The sequence below is a fragment of the Gloeocapsopsis crepidinum LEGE 06123 genome, from assembly GCF_015207655.1.
Taxonomy (GTDB): domain Bacteria; phylum Cyanobacteriota; class Cyanobacteriia; order Cyanobacteriales; family Chroococcidiopsidaceae; genus Gloeocapsopsis; species Gloeocapsopsis crepidinum.
In genome coordinates, this window is the sequence record NZ_JADEWN010000051.1 from 19,841 (window position 1) to 46,221 (window position 26,381).

General features: G+C 41.0%; 20 protein-coding genes and 4 tRNA genes. 16 read left to right on the forward strand and 8 right to left on the reverse strand.

Annotation, left to right across the window (positions count from 1 at the left end; all coding sequences use genetic code 11):
* Positions 1 to 104 precede the first annotated feature (104 nt).
* Both IQ230_RS18400 and IQ230_RS18405 read left to right on the forward strand, forming a co-directional pair.
* A tRNA-Tyr gene (locus IQ230_RS18400) sits at positions 105 to 187 on the forward strand.
* Between the two features lie 11 nt (positions 188 to 198).
* Positions 199 to 270, forward strand: a tRNA-Thr gene (locus IQ230_RS18405).
* A 242-nt stretch (positions 271 to 512) separates the two neighbouring features.
* Here IQ230_RS18405 and IQ230_RS18410 read toward each other — a convergent pair.
* Positions 513 to 1,277, reverse strand: coding sequence for an SDR family NAD(P)-dependent oxidoreductase (locus IQ230_RS18410; RefSeq protein WP_193933722.1), 765 nt, complete (start codon positions 1,275 to 1,277; stop codon positions 513 to 515).
* A gap of 254 nt (positions 1,278 to 1,531) precedes the next feature.
* Here IQ230_RS18410 and IQ230_RS18415 point away from each other — a divergent pair, with 254 nt between their 5' ends.
* Positions 1,532 to 7,435 (forward strand): hybrid sensor histidine kinase/response regulator, encoded by a 5,904-nt coding sequence (locus IQ230_RS18415; protein WP_193933723.1) that lies wholly within the window; start codon positions 1,532 to 1,534, stop codon positions 7,433 to 7,435.
* A gap of 6 nt (positions 7,436 to 7,441) precedes the next feature.
* Complete coding sequence (locus IQ230_RS18420; protein WP_322742471.1) at positions 7,442 to 9,550, forward strand: response regulator; 2,109 nt, start codon at positions 7,442 to 7,444, stop codon at positions 9,548 to 9,550.
* Between the two features lie 186 nt (positions 9,551 to 9,736).
* On the opposite strand, the gene IQ230_RS18425 is transcribed toward IQ230_RS18420, so the two are convergent.
* Positions 9,737 to 9,809: transfer RNA gene (locus IQ230_RS18425), tRNA-Arg, on the reverse strand.
* Between the two features lie 430 nt (positions 9,810 to 10,239).
* Here IQ230_RS18425 and IQ230_RS18430 point away from each other — a divergent pair.
* From IQ230_RS18430 to cutA, 3 genes are all read left to right on the forward strand, one after another.
* Positions 10,240 to 11,226, forward strand: a complete 987-nt coding sequence (locus tag IQ230_RS18430; protein ID WP_193933724.1) for a helix-turn-helix domain-containing protein — start codon at positions 10,240 to 10,242, stop codon at positions 11,224 to 11,226.
* A gap of 294 nt (positions 11,227 to 11,520) precedes the next feature.
* Complete coding sequence (locus tag IQ230_RS18435) at positions 11,521 to 13,119, forward strand: flavin monoamine oxidase family protein (protein ID WP_193933725.1); 1,599 nt, start codon at positions 11,521 to 11,523, stop codon at positions 13,117 to 13,119.
* Positions 13,120 to 13,202: 83 nt separating this feature from the next.
* Positions 13,203 to 13,535 (forward strand): divalent-cation tolerance protein CutA, encoded by a 333-nt coding sequence (gene cutA / locus IQ230_RS18440; RefSeq protein ID WP_193933726.1) that lies wholly within the window; start codon positions 13,203 to 13,205, stop codon positions 13,533 to 13,535.
* A 113-nt stretch (positions 13,536 to 13,648) separates the two neighbouring features.
* On the opposite strand, the gene IQ230_RS18445 is transcribed toward cutA, so the two are convergent.
* Positions 13,649 to 13,730 (reverse strand) — tRNA-Leu (locus IQ230_RS18445).
* Between the two features lie 148 nt (positions 13,731 to 13,878).
* On the opposite strand from IQ230_RS18445, the gene accC reads away from it, so the two are divergent.
* The gene (gene accC / locus IQ230_RS18450) at positions 13,879 to 15,234 is read left to right on the forward strand and encodes an acetyl-CoA carboxylase biotin carboxylase subunit (RefSeq protein WP_193933727.1); all 1,356 of its coding nucleotides are present in this window, start codon (positions 13,879 to 13,881) and stop codon (positions 15,232 to 15,234) included.
* Between the two features lie 210 nt (positions 15,235 to 15,444).
* Here the strand turns inward: accC and IQ230_RS18455 are convergent, their stop codons facing one another.
* Positions 15,445 to 15,735: a YggT family protein gene (locus IQ230_RS18455; RefSeq protein WP_193933728.1), complete on the reverse strand. Its 291-nt coding sequence runs from the start codon at positions 15,733 to 15,735 to the stop codon at positions 15,445 to 15,447.
* Positions 15,736 to 16,086: 351 nt separating this feature from the next.
* Between IQ230_RS18455 and psbX the strand changes: the two genes are divergently transcribed.
* The 4 genes from psbX to IQ230_RS18475 all read left to right on the forward strand — a co-directional run bounded on the left by psbX (position 16,087) and on the right by IQ230_RS18475 (position 18,595).
* Positions 16,087 to 16,206, forward strand: a complete 120-nt coding sequence (gene psbX, locus IQ230_RS18460) for a photosystem II reaction center X protein (RefSeq protein ID WP_099701471.1) — start codon at positions 16,087 to 16,089, stop codon at positions 16,204 to 16,206.
* 207 nt (positions 16,207 to 16,413) lie between these two features.
* Entirely contained in the window at positions 16,414 to 17,283 is an 870-nt protein-coding gene (locus tag IQ230_RS18465; protein WP_193933729.1) for a Ycf66 family protein, read from the forward strand.
* A 161-nt stretch (positions 17,284 to 17,444) separates the two neighbouring features.
* Positions 17,445 to 17,927: a TolB family protein gene (locus tag IQ230_RS18470; RefSeq protein ID WP_228055113.1), complete on the forward strand. Its 483-nt coding sequence runs from the start codon at positions 17,445 to 17,447 to the stop codon at positions 17,925 to 17,927.
* A gap of 128 nt (positions 17,928 to 18,055) precedes the next feature.
* Entirely contained in the window at positions 18,056 to 18,595 is a 540-nt protein-coding gene (locus IQ230_RS18475) for a TolB family protein (RefSeq protein WP_193933731.1), read from the forward strand.
* A 128-nt stretch (positions 18,596 to 18,723) separates the two neighbouring features.
* Here IQ230_RS18475 and IQ230_RS18480 read toward each other — a convergent pair whose 3' ends face one another.
* Entirely contained in the window at positions 18,724 to 19,296 is a 573-nt protein-coding gene (locus IQ230_RS18480) for a protein-S-isoprenylcysteine O-methyltransferase (protein WP_228055114.1), read from the reverse strand.
* A 7-nt stretch (positions 19,297 to 19,303) separates the two neighbouring features.
* Positions 19,304 to 20,296: a succinate dehydrogenase/fumarate reductase iron-sulfur subunit gene (locus IQ230_RS18485; protein ID WP_193933732.1), complete on the reverse strand. Its 993-nt coding sequence runs from the start codon at positions 20,294 to 20,296 to the stop codon at positions 19,304 to 19,306.
* 654 nt (positions 20,297 to 20,950) lie between these two features.
* Between IQ230_RS18485 and IQ230_RS18490 the strand changes: the two genes are divergently transcribed.
* Positions 20,951 to 21,364 carry an AbrB family transcriptional regulator gene (locus IQ230_RS18490; RefSeq protein WP_099701476.1) on the forward strand — a complete coding sequence of 138 codons (414 nt, stop codon included), beginning with the start codon at positions 20,951 to 20,953 and terminating at the stop codon, positions 21,362 to 21,364.
* A 163-nt stretch (positions 21,365 to 21,527) separates the two neighbouring features.
* Positions 21,528 to 22,316 carry a CPBP family intramembrane glutamic endopeptidase gene (locus IQ230_RS18495; protein ID WP_193933733.1) on the forward strand — a complete coding sequence of 263 codons (789 nt, stop codon included), beginning with the start codon at positions 21,528 to 21,530 and terminating at the stop codon, positions 22,314 to 22,316.
* A gap of 35 nt (positions 22,317 to 22,351) precedes the next feature.
* On the opposite strand, the gene cbiE is transcribed toward IQ230_RS18495, so the two are convergent.
* Positions 22,352 to 23,587 carry a precorrin-6y C5,15-methyltransferase (decarboxylating) subunit CbiE gene (cbiE, locus tag IQ230_RS18500; RefSeq protein ID WP_193933734.1) on the reverse strand — a complete coding sequence of 412 codons (1,236 nt, stop codon included), beginning with the start codon at positions 23,585 to 23,587 and terminating at the stop codon, positions 22,352 to 22,354.
* Between the two features lie 15 nt (positions 23,588 to 23,602).
* On the reverse strand, positions 23,603 to 24,232 hold the full coding sequence (locus IQ230_RS18505; RefSeq protein ID WP_322742472.1) for a cobalt-precorrin-8X methylmutase: 630 nt from the start codon (positions 24,230 to 24,232) through the stop codon (positions 23,603 to 23,605).
* A gap of 11 nt (positions 24,233 to 24,243) precedes the next feature.
* Between IQ230_RS18505 and holA the strand changes: the two genes are divergently transcribed.
* Together holA and IQ230_RS18515 are read left to right on the forward strand one after the other, a co-directional pair.
* Entirely contained in the window at positions 24,244 to 25,221 is a 978-nt protein-coding gene (holA, locus tag IQ230_RS18510) for a DNA polymerase III subunit delta (RefSeq protein ID WP_193933735.1), read from the forward strand.
* 237 nt (positions 25,222 to 25,458) lie between these two features.
* Positions 25,459 to 25,956, forward strand: a complete 498-nt coding sequence (locus IQ230_RS18515; protein ID WP_193933736.1) for a DUF4168 domain-containing protein — start codon at positions 25,459 to 25,461, stop codon at positions 25,954 to 25,956.
* The last annotated feature ends 425 nt before the right edge of the window (positions 25,957 to 26,381 follow it).

The window sequence follows — 26,381 nt, forward strand, 5'->3', positions numbered from 1 at the left end:
GACGGATATTCTTTCCAATTACCAAGCTTTAAAGGCAAATAATTGTAAAAAAATACTTTCTTTTTTGAAAAAGTTACGGTAATATAATAAATCGTGGGTTAAAAGGGTCGATGCCCGAGTGGTTAATGGGGGCGGACTGTAAATCCGCTGGTTTACACCTACGCTGGTTCAAATCCAGCTCGGCCCACCTCAAATTTTGCCCATGTAGCTCAGTGGTAGAGCACTTCATTGGTAATGAAGAGGTCACGAGTTCAATCCTCGTCATGGGCTTTTAGGTTATCTAAAAGCTCTCATAAGTTTAACTCGTCAAGTGTCCTCTTGGTAGTTGTTCAATAATGATGCCCTCGACTGAAGTCGGGGCTACTCAAGCAAAGTGTACCTTCGTACACTAAAGTAAGGTTTAAAGGTAAGTCCGCCTCCGTGGACTTTGTTTAGTGCATTTTTTGCGAAGAAAGGTGCCGGAGGTATTAGAATTTTCTTAACTTTCTTAAACTCAAAACTCAAAACTCTCCTCACCAAGGCAAACGACTACCATCCCAAGAGAAAAACTGCCCGCTATCATCTGGTTGCAGTGCCTCGATGACTTTCAATAGTTGGGTTACACTTCGTTCGACAGAAAATAACTTGTCTGGGCGTACACTACGCTGGAAGGGCTGAGACAAACGTGTATCGGTTGTGCCAGGATGAAGTACAACAACAAGAGTGCGAGGGCTTTTGCGACTGTATTCGATCGCTGTCGTGCGTACGAACATATTCAAGGCTGCTTTTGAGGCGCGGTAGCCATACCAGCCCCCTAAGTGATTATCTCCGATGCTACCAACCTTAGCAGAAATACAAGCAAACACATTGCGATCGCCGTGCTTGAGTAATGGTAGTACATGTTTAGCAATTAACACTGCACCAATGCTATTGACTTGAAAGTAACGTAGCAAATGTTCCGCATGAATTTGCTGTAAACTTTTTTCTGGTTGAATACTGCCTTCATGGAGAAAACCGACGCAGTAGAGTACAAGGTGTAATTTGTCAACTTGGTGCTGAATTTGAGCTATACCTTGGGCAATTTGCGATTCATTGGTGATGTCGATTGAGATTAAACCGAGGCGTTGCGGATATTGTTCTTGGAGTGTCGTTAATTCTGCACTCGCTAAATTACGATAGGTAGCATAAACTCGCCCTATGCGATCGCCTTGCAATAGATTTTGCACAAACCCTAGTCCAATTCCTCGATTTGCACCAACAACCAGCACGTTAACTGATTCGCTTTCAAACACAGACATTCTTCAATTTATTCTCCACTGCTTTCTGATCGTACACAGAGCTGAGAACTGAGCTAATGGAATAGCTGAAGCCTAATTCTGTAACGTTCGTGCGATCGCCAAGTAACATAAATCTCATAGTATTCAGCTATATGACTCCTGACAACCTGCTTGCTGCACGATCGCTTCAATTGAGGTAACTTGAAAATATCCTTGAAAAGCTGCCAATTTTACACAGTCAATTAAACGGCATACTCCATAAGCGTTGAAAGAATATGAGCCTTGCGATCGCTGGTTATACACCGCTAGACATTATTTGCCAAAGTACAGATACGATTACTTATCGCGCTTATCGAGAGTTAGACCAAACCTCAGTTATTATTAAAACGCTTAATGCTGAGCAGCCATCCATTGCAGAACTGACTTACTTAAAACACGAGTACAAAATTCTCCAAGAATTGGACATAAACGGACTGCTTAAACCACTGTCTTTGGAAAACTATCAAAATGGTTTAGCCCTCATATGTACAGATTTTGCTGGGGAATCTTTAGAGAAATTAGTTACAAAGCGTTTTGAGTTAAAAGATTTTTTAGCGATCGCTATCCAAATAGTCACAACTGTTGCTGAATTACATCAAAATAGTATTGTTCACAAAAATCTTCAACCAGGCAATATCTTGGTTAACTGTAACCAAATTCTCATTATTGATCTTAGTCATTCTTCACGCTTATCAAGAGAAAATCAAAGCACTCGACACCCCCATTTGCTTGAAGGCAATCTTATCTATATATCTCCTGAACAAACAGGAAGAATGAATCGCTCAATTGATTACCGGACTGACTTTTATTCTTTGGGCGTCATCTTTTATGAAATGCTGATAGGACAGCGACCTTTTCAAACAAATAATCCCTTAGAACTAGTTCATAGTCATATTGCAAAAACAGCATTACCACCTAGAGAAATCAATCCCGAAATTCCTCAAGTTATTTCAGAAATAGTCATGAAGTTGTTGGCAAAAACTGCAGAAGATCGCTACCAAAGTGCCTTGGGTTTAAAGGCTGATCTAGAAACTTGCCTGAGAATGCTACAGACACATAGAGAAATTTCTGACTTTGCTGCTGGAAAACTAGATTCGTACAGTCAATTTCTGATTCCACAAAAACTTTATGGTCGCGAACAAGAAGTTGATCTCTTAATTAACGCTTTTAAACGAGTCAGCCAGGGAGCAACTGAAATAATGTTAGTCAGTGGTTACTCTGGAATCGGTAAATCTTCTCTAGTTAATGAAGTCCATAAACCAATTGTTGCAGCGCAGGGTTATTTCATTACAGGAAAATTCGATCAGTTTAAACGTAATATTCCTTATGCTTCTCTCATTCAAGCATTTCAAGAATTAATCCGACAGTTACTGACAGAAAGTAGCCATGCAATTGCCATATGGCAAACAAAACTTTTAACAGCATTAGGTTCTAATGGTCAGATTATTATTGATGTTATTCCTGAAGTTGAACGCATTATTGGCACGCAACCAGCAGTTCCTATTTTAGGCTTAACTGAATCTCAAAACCGATTTAATCGAGTATTCCAACAATTTATTCGCGTATTTACTCAGCCAGAACATCCACTAGTCATCTTTCTAGATGATTTGCAGTGGGCAGATTTAGCTTCATTAAAACTAATTCAACTGATTGCTAGTAATCCAGATAGTCAATATCTGTTGCTGATTGGTGCTTATCGCGATAATGAAGTTAGTGCGACACATCCGTTAATGTCAACTTTGAACGACGTGCAACACGCGACAGTAAATAATATTGTCCTCCAGCCTTTGCAAATTAGGCATGTCAACCAATTAGTGAGCGATACTCTCCGCAGTCATACGAGACAAGTAATATCACTGGCTGAGTTAGTATTTCACAAAACACAGGGAAATCCCTTTTTCTTAACTCAGCTACTCAAATCGCTTTATCAAGACAATCTCTTATTTTTTAATTTCAGTGAAGGTTGCTGGCAATGGAACATTGATCAACTTCAAGGTATTGAAATCGCTGACAATGTTGTCGAATTAATGGTTAGTCAAATTCAAAAATTATCACAGAAAACACAAAACGTTCTTAGATTTGCTGCTTGCATAGGAGATAAATTTACTTTAGATGTTTTAGCCATTGTTAATGAACAATCTCCATCAAAAACAGCTACCGATTTGTGGGAAGCGCTACAAAAAGGTCTAATCTTGCCACTTTCTGAAACTTACAAGATTCCCTTGGTACTCGATCTAAACTCAGTAGCACAATTTGAATATTTAAAAATTAGCTACAAATTTTTACACGACCGCGTACAACAAGCAGCTTACTTACTTATCCCAGATTCACAAAAAAAACTAACTCACTTAAAAATTGGTCAGTTACTATTACAAAATACCAAAACCGAAGAAATTGAAGAGAATATTTTTTCTTTAGTAAATCAACTCAATTATGGTACTGACTTACTTAGTACTGAATCAGAAAAATATGAGCTAGCCCAACTTAATCTTATTGCAGGTCGGAAAGCAAAAATAGCAACGGCATATGATTCAGCAACACGGTATCTCAATATAGGGTTGGGGTTATTAACAGTTGATAGCTGGCTTCATCATTATGAACTAACACTAGCACTTCATGAATTAGCAGCAGAAACAGCTTATCTTAACGGCGATTTCGAGCAAATGGAGAAATGTATAACAGATGTTCTCCAACATGCAAATGCTCATATTGACAAGATGAAAGTCTATGAAGTTAAAATTCAAGCTTGCATGGCGCAAGTTAAACAACTCGAAGCTGTCAAAATTGGATTACAAGCACTGGAGCTACTAGGGATAAAGTTGATAGAGGAGCCTAACCCTTCAGATATTGAGCAAACATTAAATCAAACAGCAACAAATCTTACTGGAAAGAATATTGAAGATTTGATCGATCTACCTGTGATGACAGAGGTAGATAAGCTAGTAGCCATACGCATGCTCACAAGTGTGGGTTCTCCTACCTATCAAGCTGCACCTACACTGTTTCCGCTAATTGTGTGCGAACAAGTGAATTTATCACTTAAATATGGCAATGCGCCTTTTTCTGCTTATGGATATGCCTGTTATGGTGTCATTTTAAACGGAGTTGTTCAAGATATTGAGTCAGCCTACAAGTTTGGCAAGTTGGCTTTCAGTTTAGTTGAAAAGTTTAATGCCCTAGAACTCAAGGCAAGCGTATTCTTTGTTGCTGGAGCGTGTACAATTCATGGGAAAGTTCATGCTAGGGAAACTTTACCACTGTTACTTGATGGATATCAAAGCGGGCTAGAAAATGGTCATTTTGAATATGGTGGCTATGCTGGAATGCAAAAAAGTCAATATTCTTACCTTATCGGTCAAGAATTGACAAAACTTGAACAAGAAATGGCAACTACTAGTAGTACTTTGGCTCAACTTAAACAAGAAAATGCCTTAAGTTGGAATCAAATTTTTCAGCAAGCGATTCTTAATCTGTTAGATTCATCTGAAAACCATTGCTACCTAATTGGTGATGCATACAACGAGGAGCAATCATTACCACTGCTCGAAAAAGCCAATGACCGAACTGGACTACATTATTTTTATTTAAATAAGCTCCTTCTTTGTTATTTATTTAGAAAATACGATCGCGCGTTAGTCAATGCTGTTGGCGCTGAAGAATATTTAGACGGGGTGAAAGCATTTCTTGTTGTACCAGTGTTCCATTTCTACGATTCTTTAACACAATTAGCCCTATATGCATCAGCACCTCCTACACAGCAAGAACACCTTTTGCAAAGAGTGGAGAACAACCAAGAAAAGATGCGAAGATGGGCGAACCACGCCCCCATGAATTTTCAGCATAAGTATGAGTTAGTAGAAGCAGAGAAAGCACGGGTATTAAGTCAACATTGGCAAGCGATGGAGTATTACGATCGCGCGATCGCCCAAGCCAAAGAGCAAGGTTATCTGCAAGAAGAAGCTTTGGCAAATGAATTAGCCGCAGAATTTTATTTTTCCCAAGGTAGAAACAAAGTTGCTCAAGTTTATTTAGTTGAGGCTTACTACGGCTATCTGCGTTGGGGAGCAACCGCAAAAGTTAAAGATCTAGCAACTCAATATCCTTACGTTCTGGCACAAACGAAACAAGGCAACAGTGAAGAGGTATCAAGAAACCTAGATTTAGCAACGGTAATCAAAGCCTCGCAAGCGCTTTCTAGTGAAATTGTCTTAAACAACTTACTCACAAAGCTGATCCAAATTGTGCTGGAGAATGCAGGTGCTCAAAAGGGCTTTTTACTTTTAGATCAAGCTGGAGAACTTGTTATTAAAGCATCCGGAGGCGTCGTTGATGAAACAGTAGAATGCGATCGCCTACTTCCTATCTCTGTCATTAATTATGTTGTCAGAACACAAGAAGCGATCGTTCTTAATAATGCAACAACAGAAGAAATCTTTGCTGCCGATCCTTACATTATTGAACACAAACCAAAATCGGTTTTATGCACGCCCATTCTCCACCAAGGTCGATTGACGGGTATTCTTTACCTAGAGAACAATCTGACAGTAGGAGCTTTTACGCGCGATCGCCTAGAAGTTTTGCAACTTTTGGCAGCGCAAGCAGCCATCTCAATTGAAAATGCTCGTCTCTACGAAGATCTAGAGAATTACAACAGAACACTAGAAGCAAAAGTAGCAGAACGAACCCTAGAGTTACAAGATAAGAATTCACAACTGCAACAAGAAATTCGCGATCGCCAACGAGCTGAGGAAGCTGCTGAATCAGCGAATCGTGCCAAAAGTCAATTTCTCGCCAATATGAGCCACGAACTACGGACACCGCTCAATGGTATTTTGGGTTATGCTCAAATCCTCAAAAAAGAGAAAACCTTAACTGAGCAGCAAAAGAATGGGTTGGACATCATTCATCGCTGTGGCGAGCATCTCCTAATTCTGATCAACGATATTCTAGATTTGTCCAAAATTGAAGCTCAGAAAATGGAACTCGATCCCCATGATTTCCATTTTCCTTCGTTTTTAGAGGACATTGTAGCAATCTGCCAAATTCGTGCAGCACAAAAACAAATTTCTTTAACAGCCGAATTACCATCAACACTTCCTCAATTTGTGCGAGCTGATGAAAAGCGACTGCGCCAAATATTGCTCAACTTATTAGGTAATGCGATTAAGTTTACCGAAGAGGGTAGCGTGAATTTTCGAGTCAGCAATCGCGATCGCCAACTGTTATTTCAAGTCACAGATACAGGCGTTGGCATAGCAGCAGAGCAATTGTCAGAAATCTTTTTGCCATTTCAACAGGTAGGCGAACATCGCCATTATACAGAAGGCACAGGCTTGGGTTTAGCAATCAGTCGGCAGTTGGTACGAATGATGGGTAGTGACATAACGGTACAGAGTACTTTAGGTCAAGGAAGTGTCTTTTCATTTGCATTAAATCTACCCAGGTGCCAATCGACTCAAGTTGTTAGCCCAGATGTCCGCAGAATTATTGGTTTTGAAAGCAAAAAACGAAGAATTCTCGTCGTAGACGACAAACCCTCTAATCGTTCTGTCTTAGTCAGTATGCTAGAACCACTAGGGTTTGAAGTCGTAGAAGCAACAGACGGCTTAGATTGTCTTGCCAAAGTCCAAAAATTTAAACCTGATTGTATTTTTATAGACTTAGTGATGCCTGCAATGGATGGTTTTGAAACGGCTCGTCGCCTGAGGACATTACCAGATCTCGCAGATGTTGTTGTGATTGCCATTTCAGCAAGTGTTTTTGAATTTGACAGACAGCAAAGTCAAGCAGTTGGTTGTGACGATTTTCTCTCTAAGCCAATTCGAGAAACAGAGTTGCTAGAAAAATTAAAAATTTATTTAGGTTTAAATTGGGTGTATGAAGAAGAAACCACAGCACAAGATTTAGCTTCTTCCCAACAGCAATTGATAGCAGACATTATTCCTCCTCCAGCAGAGGAAATGACAGTTTTACTTGATTTGGCAATGATGGGCGATCTTAAAAGTATTCTTGAACAAACCGCTAAAATCGAAGCATTGGATCGGCGATACCTACCATTTGCCCTCCATCTCCGTCAACTTGCCAAAGGTTATAAAGAGAGACAAATTTTGGAGTTTGTCAAAAAATATGCAGGGGTTTAAGTGAGTGTGGCGACAACAGAATATATCATCCTAATTGTTGATGACACGCCTGCTAATTTAGAGGTGTTGTTTAGTTTTTTAACTGATTGCGGTTTCAAGATACTAATTGCAGAAGATGGTGAAAGTGCCCTTCAGAAAGCAGAATATGCCTCGCCTGAACTGATCCTGCTTGATATTGTGATGCCAGGCATAGATGGTTTTGAAACGTGTCGCCGTCTCAAAGCACAGGAAGCCACGCGCGACATTCCAGTCATTTTTATGACTGCTTTATCTGAAACAGTAGATAAGGTTAAGGGATTACAAGTAGGAGCAGTTGATTATATTACCAAGCCGCTGCAACATGAAGAAGTTTTAGCTAGGGTACAAACACATCTGCGTCTGCGCAATCTCAATAAGCAACTACAAGCACAAAATCTACAGCTAGAGCAAGAAATTAAACAACGTCAGCAACAAGAGGAAGCACTGCGCCAAAGCGAGGAACGATTTCGCTTGGCAATTGAAGGGATCAAGGACTACGCAATTTTTATGCTTGACGCTGAAGGTTGTATTGTCAGTTGGAACACAGGTGCAGAACGCATTAAAGGTTATCAAGCAACAGAAATTATTGGACGACATTTTTCTTGCTTTTATCCTGAGGCAGATTTGCAGTCTGGTAAACCTCAGCAATTACTCCAAATAGCCGCGGAGGAAGGTCAAGTCAAAGATGAAGGATGGCGAGTTCGTAAAGATGGTTCGCGATTTTGGGCTGATGTTGCGATCGCAGCGTTACGAGACGAAAAAGGACTGCGTGGCTTCTCAAAAGTGACACGCGACATTACCGAACGCAAGCAAGCTGAACAAGAACTCCAACGCCAATATCAGCGATCGCAGTTGTTTGCTGAAGTTACATTCAAGATTCGTCAATCTCTTCAACTCAAAGAAGTGCTACAAACTGCTGTGGCTGAAGTCCAGAAGATTCTCCAAGCAGATCGAGTTTTAATTTATCGTTTCTGGTCAGATGGCACTGGTAGCTCAGTTGCAGAAGCCGTTCTTCCTGGTTGGGTTGCAATTTTAGGACAAAAATTTCCTGAGGAAGTTTTTCCAGAAGATTACCGCCAGTTATACTTGCTGGGACGCATTTGCCGAATTACCGATGTAGAAAAAGAAGAAAACATCTCTCCTTGTTTAGTCGAGTTTGTTCAGCAATTTAGTGTTAAGGCAAAACTCGTTGTTCCCATTATTATCAAGCAGGAACTCTGGGGTTTATTAGTTGCCCATCAATGTGCTAACCCTCGATATTGGACTGACTTTGAAACAGAACTGCTGCGCCAGCTAGCAGATCAAATTGGCATAGCTTTAACTCAAGCTCAACTTTTAGAACAAGAAACCCGATTCTCGCAGCAGCTAGCCCGCTCTAATGCTGAACTGCAACAGTTTGCCTCAATTGCGTCTCACGATCTGCAAGAACCACTACGGAAAATTCAGGCATTTGGCAACCGACTACAAGATAAATATCGCGATGTACTTAATGAACAAGGACGTGACTATATCCAGCGGATGCAGAACGCAGCTCACCGAATGCAAACTTTGATTGACGATTTATTAATATTCTCTCGTCTCACTACTAGAGCGCAACCCCTTGTTTCGGTTGTTCTTGCTGAGGTGATCGCAGAAGTATTGTCTGATTTGGAAGTACTAATTCAGCAAACTGGGGGGCGTGTGGAGGTAAGCGAGTTGCCTACTATAAGTGCCGATCCTTTACAAATGCGTCAGTTATTCCAGAATCTAATTGGTAACGCCCTCAAATTTCGTCGAGCAAATGAACCTCCTTGCGTGAAGATCTCTAGTCAGATTGTTGAACAACTACAATTCACTACAGATTCAGGCAGTGCCGCTCTTTGTCAAATTACAGTAGAAGATAACGGTATTGGCTTTGACGCCAAATATCTCGACCGCATTTTTCAAGTTTTTCAACGGTTGCATAATCGCAGTGAATACGAAGGCACCGGCATGGGATTAGCAATCTGCCGTAAAATTGTGGAGCGACACCGCGGCACTCTTACCGCAGAAAGTCAGCCAGGGCAAGGAGCCAAATTTATGATCGCGTTGCCTGTCAATCAATTACTAGACCAATAGTAAGCCCCCTTTGCGGGGGCTGGTTAACATATTGTTTTACTTATATGCCCTTATTTTGCCTGGAAACTGCACTGCATCGCTTGAGTGCGATCGCTGAACCAAACATGTTCAGTTTTTTGTGTCTAGTTCCGTAACTTTACTTGCGATCTCAAAATGGTACTTTTATACTGTTGGCTACACTAAAAGCCCTGCCGGAGGGATTCGAACCCCCGTGATACAACTTAGAAGGTTGTTGCCTCATCCACTCGGCCACGGCAGGATAAAAATCTACTTTGCTATGATAGCAACTAGAACTCGTTCTTTAGCATTTTTTTGATTTTTATCAAGCTTAGCCTATAGTATCAAAATTCCATATAGATCTTTTGACTACCAAGGAAAACTACGGCACCACTCAATACACGATGAAAATTGTCGCTACAATAGGGATCAGTGGCGTTTAAGGCGGAGGTTGTACCAAGCCTTGACAAAGAATTTTGAAAAACAATGTTCTCGTTACTAATTTGCCAATAGGCAATTGACTTGACTACACCAACAAAATTAAAAGCTTTTACAGGTATACTTCAACGAAGTTGTTTCTATTTCTGATACAGTATTGTCTGTATAATAAGCGCTGCTATATAACATAAAGTACTAATCCGATTTCGCTGCAAGCTCAGGCAAGCAGAAACGGGCTGTGGAAAACCTATGGTATGACCGTGAAAAAACTATTGGATGCTGACAAAAGTGAAATTCTTAAACTGTATCGGGAAACCGGAGAAACAACCTCGACGTTGGCAGAACGATATGGTGTCAGTAATTCGACAATTAGCCGTCTACTAAAAGTTACCTTACCAGAAGCTGAGTATGAATCTTTAATCGCTTCAAAACGAGCTGCACGCACTCCTCACTCAGAAAGTACGCAAGATGAGCCTAATGCGCCGGAATCAGTTGATAGTGAAATCCAAATCGTAAAAGCACAACCGCAGTCTGAGCAAGTCGAACCAGTCCGTACTTCTAGTCGCAGAGGTAGACGCGCCACACCAAAGCCACAGCCAAAATTAGTCAAAAAACCAGCAGCGCACCAACTGCAACTACTCGATACATTGAGTGCAGATGTTGATAGCAACTCAACACCAAATCAAGAAGAGAGTCCTCAGCTTGCGATTGACAACAATCCTTCTGCGATCGCAGAAGATGTCGAAGAGGACACTGACACAATTACAGAAATCCTTGGGGAAGATTTAATTGACGAAGATGAAGATGATGTCGATGACTTGGAAGATGATTTAGATGATGACGATCTTGACGATCTCGACTTAGATGACGATTTTGATGAAGAACCTTTCACAGTTTCTAGACCAATAAAAAATAGCAGAGTCTCGGTACAAGTTCTACCACTATCAGAAGCGTCTTTACCAAAAACTTGCTATTTAGTCATCGATCGAGCATCTGAGTTAATTACACGTCCCCTCAGAGAGTTTGGCGATTTGGGACAAATTCCTACTGGTGAAACTCAGGAAAGAACTTTACCTGTGTTTGATAACCATCGAGTAGCACGTCGTTTTTCAACGAAACGAGACAAAGTCATCAAAATTCCAGATAGCAGATTGCTGCAAAAAACGCGATCGCATCTCCAAGCTAAAGGAATTACACGACTACTCGTTGACGGTCAAGTTTATTCCTTGTCTATAACTTAGTATTGTACTTCAGCTAATTTGGAACTGTAATTGTACTGAAATTAAGTCTGTATTTACTCTTGTTTAAGAATCTCTCAGTAGATTCTCGAATAGACATATAAACCAAGGTGGCGCTAGTTTTGTTTAGTATTTAAATTGTCTAGAACTACCTAAAACAACTGACTTTTCAGATGTCCTAATATATACAGCTTTAAATTGCGGAATTTGATAACTGGGTGCAGCCATTGTCAGACGAACGAACAAGTTCATACTCAAGGTAGTTCTATCGACAGCAGGTTGTATGACAGTAAGCAAATGGCTAAATTCGCCTTAATTAAGAGATTGCGTCGTGCTTGTAATATTGCTCGGTTATCACATAAAAGCAGAATTCCGACAAATGAATTAATAGAAATACTGCATCAGAAAACTTCACGGCGACGGTTACTCCAAGGTGGACTTTTTGCTGCAAGTGCGATCGCTGGAGTCACTTTAAGTCATAAACGGCACAGTATGGCTGTTGGTGCAAGTTCTAAAGTACTAATTGTTGGCGCAGGAATTGCAGGATTAACAGCTGCGTATCGACTACATCAAGCCGGAGTAGGTGTTGAAATTGTTGAAGCCAGAAATCATATTGGCGGAAGAATCCGCAGCCTTGCCAACGCCGCAGGAACCTCCACAACAGTTGAGTTAGGAGGAGAATTTATTGATTCAGATCATCAGAATATTCAAGCGCTTGCAGCTGAACTAGGCTTGCAGCTTAGCGATTTATCAGCTGTAGATCGAGGATTAATAGAGGATACTTGGTACTTTGAGGGCAGAAAAATTCCCTTAGAACAGATTGTTCAAGATTTTATCCCCTTAGCGCCAATTCTAGAGAAAGATGCAGCGATCGCAGAAAATCTAGAATCTCCAGAAGCAATTAAACTAGATCGAACTTCAATTACACAGTATTTAGCACAACAGCCAATTAGCCCAACTTTACGCAAACTGATCGCAATTGCTTACACAGTAGAATATGGTCGTGAAGCCGCAGAACAGTCAAGTCTCAACCTAATCTACTTAATTACCACAAATACAGATGAATTTGGCATTTATGGCGATAGTGATGAGCGTTATCACATTATCGGAGGTAATCAGCAACTTCTGCAACGATTGGCACAGCCGTTGACAAGTTTTATAGAAACAGAAACTGAATTAGAAGCAATCCGCAGTCTATCAGATGGTCGTTATCGCGCCAGCTTTCGGGCAGGAACTAGAGTATTTGAGCGTAACTACGAACGAGTTTTACTCACTATTCCTTTTAGTGTTTTACGTACAGTACACCTTGCTGTTGATTTGCCACCTGCAAAACGTCAGGTAATTAATGGTTTATGTTACGGTACAAACTCTAAGTTAATTACTGCATACAAAGAAAGAGTTTGGCGCGATCGCTACCAAGCCACTGCTTCTGTGTTTACTGATTTGGGTTTTCAGAATACTTGGGAACCAACACGTTATTCATCTACAGAAAGTGGCTTGATGACTAATTTTTGTGGCGGACGTTACGGAGTCGAAATAGGAAGAGGAACTACACAAGCTCAAGCGCAAAAATTTTATGGACAAATCGAACAAGTCTTTCCTGGACTTTTTAGCCAACGCACAGGAGAAGCAATTCGAGCTTACTGGACAAAAGAGCAATATAGTGCAGGTTCTTATGCTTGCTATTTAGTCGGACAGTGGTCCCAGTTTTATGGCAAAGAAGGAGAACGTGTAGGAAACCTCCTGTTTGCCGGCGAACACTGCTCCTATGACTATCAAGGGTATATGGAAGGAGGCTGTGAAACGGGCGAAGTTGCAGCACAGGAAATCTTGAAAGACTTAAATATCAAAACTGGAGCGACCTTGAAAAACCGTCAAGCCAACCAGCGCCGTTAATTTGCACAAAAGGTTCAACAGACAAGTGGTGTACACTTAAACATAATGGGAAATAAGTTGAGTATAGTTACATAGAGTCAATCATGAGCAGTGCTTCTGATGTAACTCAATACAGTGTGGTATTAGTGAGTACTGGTTCACAGCAAGAGGCAGAGGCGATCGCCACTTCTTTAGTCAAATCTCGGTTGGCTGCTTGTGTCAGTATCGTCCCAGTTTCATCAACTTACACTTGGCAAGGAGAACTTTGTCAAGAACCAGAGTGGCAGTTAATTATTAAAACAGATTTAAGTCAGTTTCCGGCTCTAGAAGCAAGAATTCAGGAGCTACACTCTTACGAAGTTCCAGAAGTGATTGCACTTCCTATTATCGCTGGTTCTAGCACTTACCTTGCTTGGCTCTCTGGGCAATTAAAATAATGAACCACCTCAAGCACTAAGCTAAAAGTTAAACAGTATTTCTATTAGTACCATTTTGCTAAAAGAGAAATCAATAATTTCTCCCCTGCTTCCTTCACGGCATAACAGTAAAATGCGGATGGCGAGACTCGAACTCGCAAGGCGTAAGCCACACGCCCCTCAAACGTGCGTGTCTACCAGTTCCACCACATCCGCTTGTGACTAATTATAGATAGTAGCAGATTAAGCGCAATTTCGTCCTATATTTACTGTATGCTGAAGCTACGCGATCGCACTACCGCTGTAGAAATGTTCAGGAGTTAGCGAAAGCATTTACTCTAGCTGTTGGTATATTTGCTGGCAAATGCATTTTTCTAAAATACTAATCGCCAATCGGGGAGAAATTGCCCTCAGGATTATCCGTGCTTGTGAGGAGATGGGAATTGCTACTGTTGCAGTTCATTCAACGGTTGACCGTGATTCTCTTCATGTCCAACTTGCGGATGAAGCCGTGTGTATTGGTGAAGCTCCAGGGAGCAAAAGTTATCTTAATATTCCCCGAATTATTGCTGCAGCTTTAACACGTAATGCTACCGCAATACATCCTGGTTATGGCTTCTTAGCTGAGAATGCCCGATTTGCAGAAATTTGTGCCGATCATCAAATTACTTTTATTGGTCCGTCACCCGAAGCAATTCGTGCTATGGGTGATAAATCAACCGCCAAAGAAACGATGATTCGAGCTGGTGTGCCAACTGTTCCTGGTAGCGATGGGTTGCTTAGAGACGAACTTGAAGCACAGGCGATCGCTCGTAAAATCGGTTATCCTGTCATCGTTAAAGCCACAGCAGGTGGTGGCGGACGTGGAATGCGCCTCGTACGCGACGACAACGAAATCACTAAATTCTTTTTAGCGGCTCAAGGCGAAGCGGAAGCTGCCTTTGGTAATCCTGGGCTGTATCTTGAAAAATTTATTGAACGCCCTCGTCATATTGAATTTCAAATTTTCGCAGATAGCTACGGTAATGTGATTCACCTCGGCGAACGTGATTGTTCCATTCAACGTCGTCATCAAAAATTGTTGGAAGAAGCACCAAGCCCAGCACTGAACTCAGCACTCCGCGAAGAAATGGGACAAGCCGCTGTTCAGGCAGCCAAGTCAATTGACTATGTCGGTGCGGGTACTGTTGAGTTTTTGCTTGCCCCTAACGGCGAGTTCTACTTTATGGAAATGAACACGCGGATTCAAGTTGAGCATCCAGTCACAGAAATGATTACTGGACTTGACTTAGTTGCTGAGCAAATTCGCATTGCTCAAGGCGAAAAACTCCAGCTGACTCAGGATCAAGTAGTACTACGCGGTCATGCGATCGAATGTCGGATTAACGCTGAAGATCCAGATCACGATTTTCGTCCTTCTCCTGGTCGCATTAGCGGCTATTTACCACCAGGTGGACCAGGCGTACGTATGGATTCCCACGTTTACACAGATTATCAGATTCCTCCCTACTACGACTCGTTAATTGCCAAATTAATCGTTTGGGGTCCCGATCGCCCTAGTGCTATCAAACGGATGAAACGCGCTCTACGCGAGTGCGCACTGACTGGCTTACCAACAACAATTAACTTTCACCAAAGGATTTTAGAAACACCAGAATTTCTTCAAGGTGAAGTCTTTACAAACTTTGTTGAACACGTTATGTTTCCAAGGAAAAACTAGAGCAGAAGAGTAGAGACTCGGTAAGCTGAGGTAGGCGGGGAGACTAAGAGAGTTATGAATGTTGAGGTTAAGTGTTGAGTTTGAGAGAGTTGAGAAAATTCTTTTAATTCAAAACGTGCTAAGGCACCACTACGCTAACAAAACTCAAAACTCAGAACTCAAAACTCTATTACCCACACTCCCACTAATCACTAACCACTCACCATTCCCTTATTGCAAGCGAGAAGCCATTGTCAGTAGCCCTTGCTGACCTAAAAGCAATTCTCTCAACAAGCTGAAAACACCCAGCCAAATAACAGGAGTAATATCGACCCCACCAATAGGTGGTATTAGCTTGCGCAAAGGAGCTAAAAATGGTTCTGTCGTTACAGTAATTACATTGAACGGACGTTTAAGTTCAACTTGGGGATACCAGGTCAAAACGATGCGAAAGAGAAACAACAAGATCATTAATCCAAAGATCAGACCAAGAGTCCAGCTAGTAAGAGTAACAGCGCTCATATCAGGTTAACGGTGAAACAACTAGAAAAGTGACCAAGAATTTGGAGAACAGAAATTGGAGTGAAGGAGTTTAAGTGTTTCTAACTTCTAAACTATAGATTCTTCATATACAGCAATTGGTATTTTAAATTTTGTAAACGTTTTATTACTTTATTCTATTTTAACTGTAGAGAAGCTTATAAATAGTACGTATAAAAATCCTTGTAGCTCATAGAAGACTTTTGGGTATTCTGGGCTATTTCTGCTTGTTATTTATCGAACTGTAAATTCAGAACATTATTAGACAAGCTTCTCAACGGTGTAACAGAAGATTAAAATTAAGATCGAAGTGTGCAAAAAGGTTGCGAATCTATGACACCCTCTTTAATGAATTTCTTTTACAGTTTACTGGCAGGACTGTTAATTGTTGTCGTTCCGGCAACTGTTGGGTTGATTTTTATTAGTCAAAAAGATAAGGTCGAGCGTTCATAAATCTGTGTGGGAGTCATAATGACTCCCGCTCTATGGAGATCGGCGCTGGATTTGTGCCACAATTGTACGATGTGTAAGTTAGTTGCATACAGCAATCTGTATAAACAATAGTGAACTAGTAGTATGCAACGTATTAGAATGCCCAGAGATTCCTATGGTTATTTTAAGCTGAACTCGTTAGGATAAGACATACTTGAGAGAATAGAAATGGTTAACTTTGGACTTAACCCAGCGAGTATCCTGGGCATTTTCTTAGCTGTAGCTGGTGCAGGGTTGTATTTCCTGCGCTCAGTACGTCCAGAGCTATCGCGAGATCATGACATCTTTTTTGCTGCTGTCGGGCTGCTATGTGGCTTCATTTTGCTGTTTCAAGGCTGGCGGTTAGATCCCATTTTGCAATTTGGTCAGTTACTACTGAGTGGTTCAGCAATCTTCTTTGCAGTTGAAAGTATTCGGCTACGGGGCGTTGCTACTGAGCAAGCAAAACGTAATACGCGAATTGTTGACGAAGAAAGACCAGTCAGCCCAGTTTATGAATATCAAGCAGAGTTAGACGAACTTGAACCACTTTATGAAGAGCGTCCGACCATTAATCCTAGAAGAAGAATTCAGGGAACGAAAGAAACACGTCCTGCAAGAACAACTGACTACGAAGATCAACCTCGACGTAGTATAGATGAATACGACGATGAACCTCGGCGTCGTTACTCGAATCGGGGAGGTAATTCAGAACGGTTAGCGCCAGCAGCAGATAAACCCACTAAGCGGCGTCGTCCTTCTCGCCCGACAAGTCGTCCAGGAGAAGAACGCTCAAGTGATGAATGGGGCTATTCTAAGCAATCAGAAAGTAGCTGGGAGGATGCTGGAAGTAGCAGTGCTAACAGACAGTCTCGTTCTTCAAGAAGTAGTGATTCTTCATGGGAAGATAAAGATGCCTCTAATACAGTGCCTAGATCGAGAAAGCGGCGTTCCTCACAAGATTCGAGAAAAAGAGGAACTGACATCGAAGCAACACCAACAGACTATGTAGATTACAAACCCATTGATCCATCAGATAGCAACTTTGACGAACCCTAGCTCCAAAAAGTTGTAGGTCTTATGTCCCAAAAGTACTAAAATTCTGAATGTGTCAGCTTGGATAGGGGCATAAAAGCAAATCTGAGGTGAGAAAACTTTTAGCAAAATGGTGGCTCCAGCATTGGTTTCTTTGTCTAAGCTTGGGGTTATTGGTTCTTGTGATGGCTTGCAGTCCTAGCGATCGCTTAATGAGCAGTCCTGGCAGTCTAAACAGCCGTTATACTGACGAACAACCAGCATTAAGTGGCAATGGTCGCTACGTAGCATTTATCTCTAACCGCGATAGCAGTCGTAATCTCTTCTTGTATGACTTGCAAGAGCAGGTGTTTCTGCCCATACCACGCTTACAAAATCGTCCAGACGCGATCGCTCAAAGCCCTAGCATTAGCTATACAGGACGCTACATAGTCTGTATTGTCAATGATCGCGGTAAACCAGACTTAGTACTTTATGACCGCGTTACGCAACACCCACAGATATTAAATCAGTGGTATCAAGGATGGGTTCGTAATCCTAGTATCAGTCCTGATGGTCGTTATGTCGTATTTGAAAGTAGCCTTCACGGTCAGTGGGATATTGAAGTGCTAGACCGAGGTTCTAACGTTGAGTTAGATATTCCCGATGGTGTTCCTGTTAACAAGTAATCAATTATTGCGTCACTACTATAATTCCTGCGTCCCTATTCCCTAGCTTGTCTAAGGCTTCGTTATTTTCCTGGCAATTGTCTTAGAGTATTTCCCCGATCTTTGACCCCTGACCCCTGACCACTGTTGTGAAACGCTTCATTATTTTCTTGGCAATAGTCTTAACACTAACATCTATCTTAATAGTATTAGGTAGTTATGGAAGCTCCGCCCGTTTATTAAGCTTCCCCTCAGATTCAGGAGGAAAAAGTCTCAATAGCCCTGCGGCTGAAATGACTCCGCGTGTTTCTGGGAAATATATTGTGTTTAGTTCCGACCGCTTGGGGCGTCAAGATATCTATTTATTTGATATGGTCAGTCGTAGCTTAGTTGACTTACCAGGGCTGAATTCTTTTGATGCGATCGCTTCAAGTCCCGCAGTATCAGAAAATGGTCAGTACATTGTCTTTTCTAGCAATCGCCAAGGTAGATCTGGAATCTTTTTGTATGACCGAGAAACGCGGCAATTACGGAACTTGACAAAAAACTTACAAGCTGAAGTTCGCAACCCTACAATTAGCGCTGATGGTAGTAGGATTGCTTTTGAATCAAGCATCAACGGACAGTGGGATATTTTAGTATACAACCGCTCTGGACAACCAATTAATGTTTCGATTGAGCCTCAGTAAGAGAGTTGAGGCAAGGAAACGCTCTCTTCCTATCAAGTCCTATCAAGCGCTATAAGAGCATCATTAGCACCTGTACTAGGGTTGTTACGACGCGCAACCTACGATTACATTTCAACAAGTAACACAATTTAGAATAAGTACGGAACTAATCGCTTTGTGCGTTGCCTATAGGCTTCATACTCATCACCGAAGCTGCTAAGAAGCATTTCCTCACGGTCAACTCGTGTTGCATATGCAATACTAAAGCCAATGAATCCAGATAGACCTGCAATCAAGTTTGGCAGCAATAGTGCTTGTGCAATGCAAAGTAACAACACAGAGGCGTACATTGGATGACGAATGTTTTGATAGACACCACTAGTTGTCAATGTGTGTCCTTCTCGAATTTGCAGCGTTGATGACCAATTTTTGCCTAAGTCGTGATGGCTGCGCCAAAATAACCAAAGAGAAAGAACAAGAGTACCGATACCTAATCCGTTTGCCCAGATTGGTAGATGGTAGTTCGCGAAATTTAACCAAGGCGATAGAACATAAATCAAAGGAAGAAATAGTATCCCAATTAATAATAGAAGGCGCACCACCTTTTCCTGAGTGCTTTTTCGGTCATCAATAATTGTGTTCTGCTTTTGTTCTCGCTGGTAAGGAATTCTGACGATTAACCATAGCATCATTCCAATTGTAAAAATGATTTTTGAGGTCATTGGATTCTTACTCCTCACCCTTCTTTCGTTGCACTGACTCAATGAGCGATCGCACTTCTTCGGTACCTGTTGAGGGTTCAAAATGAATCGGAAATTTACCCCGAATCAGCATTCTTAAGCCCAGTGGTCCAATTCGTAGTAAACCTCTAAGATCGCGTAAGTAATCACCGACTACCTGAAAAACAAACTTTGGTTCATTAATCCAGCCACCCTGTTTTACAAGTTCAATTAATCCCTTACGATGGCGAATGGGAATACTATCTGGTACTTCCTTATCAGCCAAGATTTCTTGTTTGATTTTGCTAATTTGATCCAAGGGTGCAACATCCATCGGGCACACACTGTTGCAATACAAACAGCGCGTACAACCCCAGACACCTTGAGTTCCAATATTATAATTTTCTAAACGTGCTTCAGTTTGAGTATCGCGAGAATCTGCTACCATGCGATAAGCTTTGGCAAGAGCATGAGGACCAACAAAATCTGGATTAATTTCTCGCGCGTTACATTCTGAATAGCAAGCACCGCACATAATACAATTACCAGTTTGATCGAGACGCGATCGCTCTTGTGGTGTTTGTAAAAATTCTCGTTCTGGTATTTTTCTGGCGCTGCTACTTACATAAGGTTCTACAGCCTCTAAATGGTTCCAGAAACTACTCATATCTACTACCAGGTCTTTAATAACTGGCATATTTCCTAAAGGAGCAAGAATAATTTCTGGAACTGGAGACTCAATACCAGTATTTTGTAGTCTTTGAACTTCGGAGTCAACATTTTCCTTGCACGCCAAAGCTGAACGTCCGTTAATTCGCATCGCACAGCTACCGCAGATAGTATTGCGACAATTCTTCCGAAACGCTAAACTACCATCTTGCTCCCATTTAATTTGATTGAGGCAATCCAGAATGGTCTTACTTGGTTCAACCTCTAAATGATACGCCTGAGCTTGTACTGGAGAATTTTCTTTTTGCCGAATAACTTTGAAAATAACTTGCATTCTTACAAAGCCTTACACTTTTCTAGATGGATACCGATGAGTCTAATAATCTTGCTGATATTTACTCACTAAGACTATTATTTCCTCAGCTATTGCTATTGTTGTTGCACTTTTGCGTTTGGCAGCTAATTTTGGTGTTGCATCTAGTTTAAGAAACATTGAGGAACTTTAGTTATGCTAGCCTTTCTACTACTTCAGCAGGATTGAGACTAATGATTTGTCGAAGATAAACAGCAAATGTTACAAAAAATATGTCTTAAGAATTATGTGTCCTAGCTTGACATAATATCTTAGCTAGGATTGAGTAATCGCATAAATCAATAAACTGCTACCAGTTGTTTATTAACATAGACGCTTCGCATAGAGCAAAAGAGTTAATCTAAAAGGCGTTTAGGTTGATATTTTCAGAAGAGTAACATATAGTATCATCGCTGGCAGGATAAAAATATCTGGAGACGACAAATAAAATTTACTCTTGCCTTGATACTTTACCGTTTAAAAAAAAATTGCAAATATAAATTAACAAGGGATAAGATGTAAATATTCCCAGATTCTTTTGCTAAAAAGTAGAGATAAGAGGATATATTTTTTATAATGTCAATGTTGTAAAAGACATTGAAAGCAACTTGGAGAACGTAAGGATTTAGAAGTGCGATGACAGAAACTGCAACTGCACCATTAACGGGAAAAGCATTACTGCAAAAGGTAAAAGAATTATCTGACTTACCAAGACGAGAAAGAGCAAAGCGCTGTGGTTATTACACAGTAACTAAGAATAAACAGACTCGCGTTAATCTCACTGATTTTTATGATGCATTATTAGCAGCTAGGGGAATTCCCCTCAGTCCAGAAGGACCAAAAGATGGACGCGGTCGCGAACCAACCTATCGTGTTAGTGTTCATAAAAATGGTCAAATTGTCATCGGTGCAACCTATACTGAAGCAATGGGACTCAAACCTGGAGATGAATTTGAAATTAAATTAGGATACAAGCACATTCACTTGATTCAGCTAGATAGTGATAAAAGTGCTAACCAGGATGAAGACGCGGATGAAGATGAAGAATAATTTTTTCCAAAAAAGGATTAAGGTTGATTCCTTAATATCGGAAATCAGCTTTTAGTCTGACCTTTTTACTATTCAATCAACAAAATCTGGCAATTTGACAGCAGTTTTGATCGGATTTAACTATGCAGCATATAGTTTGCTAATAAATTTGGCAGCTACCCCAATGTCATTGCTACAAGTAATAAGTTTTTTTCTTACTTGGGCTGGGTGTTGGTTGCCAATAGCAATTCTGCTGGCGATCGCCCGTGGTTGGCAAATTGGAACTTTAGAACCAGCGCAGAAACTTCCCTTATTAGGATCGCTGTATCTACTTGCTCCCATTATTCTTTGGATAGCTAGCTTAATAACAAATAGCAGTTTCCGAGATTATGGCTTAGTCTGGAATTTTGCAATTCTCCGCTCTTTGAGTGTAGGTTTAGCGATCGGAGTGCTAAGCCTGATTATTTTATTCGCAATTCAAACAATTTTGGGTTGGGTGAAATGGCAAAAAATATCTGCCCAGCAAATCACAAGTGTCGTGCTACCTACATTAGCTTTAGCGCTATGGGTAAGTGCAACAGAAGAGTTAATTTTTCGTGGCTTTGTCTTAACCCAATTACAGCAAGATTACACACTTGCGATCGCTGCGATCGGTTCTAGCGTGATTTTTGCAGTACTGCATCTTGTGTGGGAACAACGCGAAACAGTACCGCAACTTTTCGGATTATGGTTGATGGGAATTGTTCTTGTGTTAGCAAGACTCGTCGATGGTGGAAGTTTGGGCTTAGCTTGGGGATTACACAGTGGTTGGGTTTGGGCGATCGCATCTATCGACACGGCGGGGATATTAACTTACACCGGAAAAGCCCCTGAATGGGTGACAGGCAAATATGGCAAACCATTAGCTGGAATGCTAGGAATTTTCCTCTTACTCGCAACTGGGGGTATTTTATGGCTCAGTGGTAATTGCTAACTGGTATTCTCAATTCAAAACTCAAAACTCAAAATTCAAAACTTTTGAACAAGACGGGTGGCACTCAAAATTGTCACAGGATTGAGGGGTGTAAACCGCGTTAAGTTCCCGATTGGTACAGATCGCGATAGTTGTACTTGTAACATTTGATAATGCCATTGTTGATGTTTTAACCAATCTAAAGCAATAGTAAGATGCTCTACAGTTGTTAGAGCCAAGACAACAATAGCTTGAGAAGAAACGGGTAAAGCTTCCAATATGGAAACTAAATTACCGCCACTACCACCAATAAACACGCGATCTGGTGTTGGAAGTTGGGATAGAACTTCTGGTGCACTGCCATGAACCGTAACAATGTTTTTGACTTGCAAGCGATCGCAGTTTTTTTGAATAAGAGTTGCACCTGCTGTTGTTTTTTCGACTGCATAGATGCGAGATGTAGGAAATAAACGGGCAATTTCAATTGCGACTGAACCTGTACCTGCACCAATATCCCACACAATTTGTCCAGGTTGTAGCGCCAATTGTCCTAAAACTAATATGCGGACTTCGCGCTTTGTCATTAATCCTGGGCGATCGCTAAAACTCAAGAAAACACGATCGGGTAAACCTAATTGTGGTAGTGTTGCTAAGTCTAAGTTATTGAGTTCACTTTGACGCAGTAAAATAACAATATTGAGAGGTGCAAACGTTTCTAACTGGACTTGTTCGAGTGACCAAGATTGAACTCGTTCTTGCTTGCTACCTAAATTTTCACACACCCACAACTGATACTCATTGGGTAAATCTAATGATTGCAGTAAACAAGCGATCGCACCAGGATGATTAATGTTATCTGTTAAAATGGCAATTTTCTCAATGCCTTGCTGCAATACTGGAATCAATTCTGCTAACGAGCGTCCGTGAACGCTAATTACTTTAGCATCTTGCCAAGGAACCTTAATTGCATTAAATGCTAACTGTACTGAACTTAAATGTGGGTGAAAGACAAGTTTTTCTGGCGGAAACTCAGCTAGTAGTAATCGCCCCAACCCAAAAAACAGTGGATCGCCTGTGACTAAGACAACAACATCACCAGTTACTTGCTGCCGAATGCATTCAATTGCTGCGGTGAAATCGCCAAGTACTTGTTTTTGAGCGGGATGTTGGGGAAAATAGCTTAAATGGCGATCGCTTCCAATCAACAACGTCGCCTGTGCAATAATCTGCTGTACTTTCTGACTCAGCCCTATTCCATCCAAACCAATTCCGACAACATGAACCACACTCATGAATTATTCTGCTTCCTAATTCTCTAGCGCTAACATTATTAAGGCATTAAGAATTGCTGCGGCGACAGACGATCCACCTTTACGACTTTCAACGCGAATTTGCTCAACTGGTGTTTGGGCTAATGCTGCTTTTGATTCCAACACTGAAATAAAGCCTACGGGAGCACCGATAACCAACGCAGGTAAAATAGAATCAGTCGTGATGCGATTGCACAAAGCAAGTAAAGCGGTAGGAGCATTACCGATAACATAAACGGCGTCAGGGTATTTCTGCAAACATTGTAGTAACCCTGTTTCTGTACGAGTTTTTCCTGGTAAGGCAATACTCGCTTGTTCAACAGCACTGATGAGTGGATTATTAAAGGTTTTTGTTACCATCCCGGCAATACCTTGTTTCACCATGCTGACATCAGTCACAATGGGAACTCCACACCGCAGCGCCGTTATTCCGGCGGCAATTGCATTTGGACTAAAAGAAACAAGATGTTTAAATTCAAAGTCAGCAGTAGTGTGAATGACACGCCGGACGATCGCATATTCTGTAAAACTCAAGTTATGTGCGCCGATTTCGCGATCGATGACTGCAAAGCTTTGCTCCATAATTGGATGGACTAATCCTATACCTTCGCTTTGTTTGCGCTGCACAAGTAATTCCTATGCCAATATACGTTTACTGGGGTGAAGATGATTTCGCGATGCAAAAAGCAATTCTTCGCCTGCGCGATCGCTTCGTTGATTCCCAATGGCTTAGTTTTAACTATACTGCACTTCCGGCTTCTCAACCAGAAGTTGTTCTCCAAGGACTAACTCAAACTATGACGCCTCCTTTTGGTGCGGGAAGTCGTTTTGTCTGGCTTGTCGATCCAACAATATTTCAGCAGTGTTCTTCAGACTTATTAGCACAATTGCAACGAACACTACCTGTTATTCCGGATCATTCAATTTTACTCTTTAGTTGCCGTAACAAACCTGATGGACGTCTCAAGTCTACTCAGTTACTCCAAAAGTTGGGTGAACTTCAAGAATTTTCTCTCATTCCACCGTGGAAAACTGAGCAACTCATCCACAGAGTACAACAAGCAGCTCAAGAACTAGACATGAAACTCACCGCACAAAGCACCCAAATGCTAGTAGAAGCTGTCGGCAACAATACACGACAAATGTATAACGAACTAGAGAAATTACGGACTTTTAAAAGTTCTGATACACAACCGATAGATGTAGTAGCTGTAGCTGCCTTAGTTAGCAATACTACTCACAACAGCTTGCACCTTGCCGCCGCAATTAAAGACGGAAACTCAGCTAAGGCGCTGGAGTTAGTCACACAGCTAATTAACCAAAATGAACCGGCTTTGCGCATTACTGCAACTTTAATAGGGCAATTTCGTACCTGGTTGTGGATTAAGTTAATGAGTGAGGCAAAGCATGATAATGCAGCAATAGCCCAAGCTGCTGAAATTGCAAATCCCAAGCGCGTTTACTTCCTTCAACAGGAAGTGAAGAGGATTTCTGTGCAACAACTTGTTTCTACATTGCCAATATTGCTTGAACTCGAAGTCAGCCTTAAACAAGGATTTGAGGAAGTTTTGATGCTACAAACAAAAATTATGGAACTTTGCCAAATTTTTTGCTAAAGCCAGTAAAAGGAAGTGTTATTTGATTGTCAGTAAAAAAATCGGTAGAATGGAGCATCTCAAAAGAAGGTCAGAGATGTTAAGGGTAAATACGGAGATTGAAGGAGAATAAGTTTCCTAATATCAGCATTCCTTTATAGCTATTGACTCTAGAATAATTCTATTTCTGGAACTTCTCAGGGATAAACTACTTCAAAACAATTGTTACCTTAAGTACTGTATGTTGTCTCTCGTTGTATGATATCTTATTGGGATAAAGTCTACAGCTCTAGTCGCTTAAGCCAAATGCTGTCGCGATCGCTAATTATCGCCACTTTAAGTAGTGCAAGTGTGCTTTCTGGATGGATACCTAATTTAGTGGGAGCGCGACTATTGGAGTTTTCTTCTGTTGCTTATGCACAAGCTGTTAGCAATGCAGAGGTGACACAATATGCTCGTTCTGTGTTAGTTATGGAACCAGTGCGTCAAACAGCATTTAACGAGATTAAGAAAATTATTGCTTCAGACAACGTTCCGTCGATTATCTGTAACCAACCTCGAAGCTTTAGTTCTCTTCCTACGAATGCAAGGAATATTGCAGTAGACTTCTGTAAGCGTTCTAGACAAATAGTAGAAAGTAATGGATTGCCTATTGATCGGTTCAATGCAATTACTGTAAATTTGCAAAATGATGCTAATCTAGAACGAAGAGTTAAAAATGAGTTACTTCGTCTACAAAATACTTCAGCTAATTAGTCGTATCAGAAGATTAGTAGCATAATAAATTAATTTTCTACATCAATGTCATTAATATTAAGTAGTCTAGACTTTTTCTAACTAGACGACAGATGATAATTCTGGTTATTAAACAAAATCGTTGAGTTTTTATAGTAACGGTCAATAGAGTTAGGACATTATTGAAACTCAGAACGATTGACTTGTAAAGTTTGCTCAACGGAGGAAACCCTCGCACGCTTCCTCAACCGCTGCTCTGACTAACTTTTAACCCTGACCTCTGCTATAATTATTAAGATAGCTGACGCCTGACGAGAATTACAGCCTATTGCAGTTTTATGAGGCACAGTAGCAACAGTGAGTAAACCAGTTTTTCAAATGCACGGGATTAATTAAATCGAGTGCAGTGGCAATGAGAAGATCAACCCTGAATGCAGTAGTTGGGG

Coding starts and splice junctions, on each gene's coding strand:
- IQ230_RS18410 (WP_193933722.1), bottom strand. CDS start 1,277: ATGTCTGTGTTTGAAAGCGAATCAGTTAACGTGCTGGTTGTTGGTGCA.
- IQ230_RS18480 (WP_228055114.1), bottom strand. CDS start 19,296: ATGACCTCAAAAATCATTTTTACAATTGGAATGATGCTATGGTTAATC.
- IQ230_RS18515 (WP_193933736.1), top strand. CDS start 25,459: ATGATATCTTATTGGGATAAAGTCTACAGCTCTAGTCGCTTAAGCCAA.
- accC (WP_193933727.1), top strand. CDS start 13,879: ATGCATTTTTCTAAAATACTAATCGCCAATCGGGGAGAAATTGCCCTC.
- cbiE (WP_193933734.1), bottom strand. CDS start 23,587: ATGAGTGTGGTTCATGTTGTCGGAATTGGTTTGGATGGAATAGGGCTG.
- IQ230_RS18470 (WP_228055113.1), top strand. CDS start 17,445: ATGGCTTGCAGTCCTAGCGATCGCTTAATGAGCAGTCCTGGCAGTCTA.
- psbX (WP_099701471.1), top strand. CDS start 16,087: ATGACACCCTCTTTAATGAATTTCTTTTACAGTTTACTGGCAGGACTG.
- IQ230_RS18465 (WP_193933729.1), top strand. CDS start 16,414: ATGGTTAACTTTGGACTTAACCCAGCGAGTATCCTGGGCATTTTCTTA.
- holA (WP_193933735.1), top strand. CDS start 24,244: ATGCCAATATACGTTTACTGGGGTGAAGATGATTTCGCGATGCAAAAA.
- cutA (WP_193933726.1), top strand. CDS start 13,203: ATGAGCAGTGCTTCTGATGTAACTCAATACAGTGTGGTATTAGTGAGT.
- IQ230_RS18455 (WP_193933728.1), bottom strand. CDS start 15,735: ATGAGCGCTGTTACTCTTACTAGCTGGACTCTTGGTCTGATCTTTGGA.
- IQ230_RS18435 (WP_193933725.1), top strand. CDS start 11,521: ATGGCTAAATTCGCCTTAATTAAGAGATTGCGTCGTGCTTGTAATATT.
- IQ230_RS18485 (WP_193933732.1), bottom strand. CDS start 20,296: ATGCAAGTTATTTTCAAAGTTATTCGGCAAAAAGAAAATTCTCCAGTA.
- IQ230_RS18430 (WP_193933724.1), top strand. CDS start 10,240: ATGACCGTGAAAAAACTATTGGATGCTGACAAAAGTGAAATTCTTAAA.
- IQ230_RS18415 (WP_193933723.1), top strand. CDS start 1,532: ATGAGCCTTGCGATCGCTGGTTATACACCGCTAGACATTATTTGCCAA.
- IQ230_RS18495 (WP_193933733.1), top strand. CDS start 21,528: ATGTCATTGCTACAAGTAATAAGTTTTTTTCTTACTTGGGCTGGGTGT.
- IQ230_RS18490 (WP_099701476.1), top strand. CDS start 20,951: ATGACAGAAACTGCAACTGCACCATTAACGGGAAAAGCATTACTGCAA.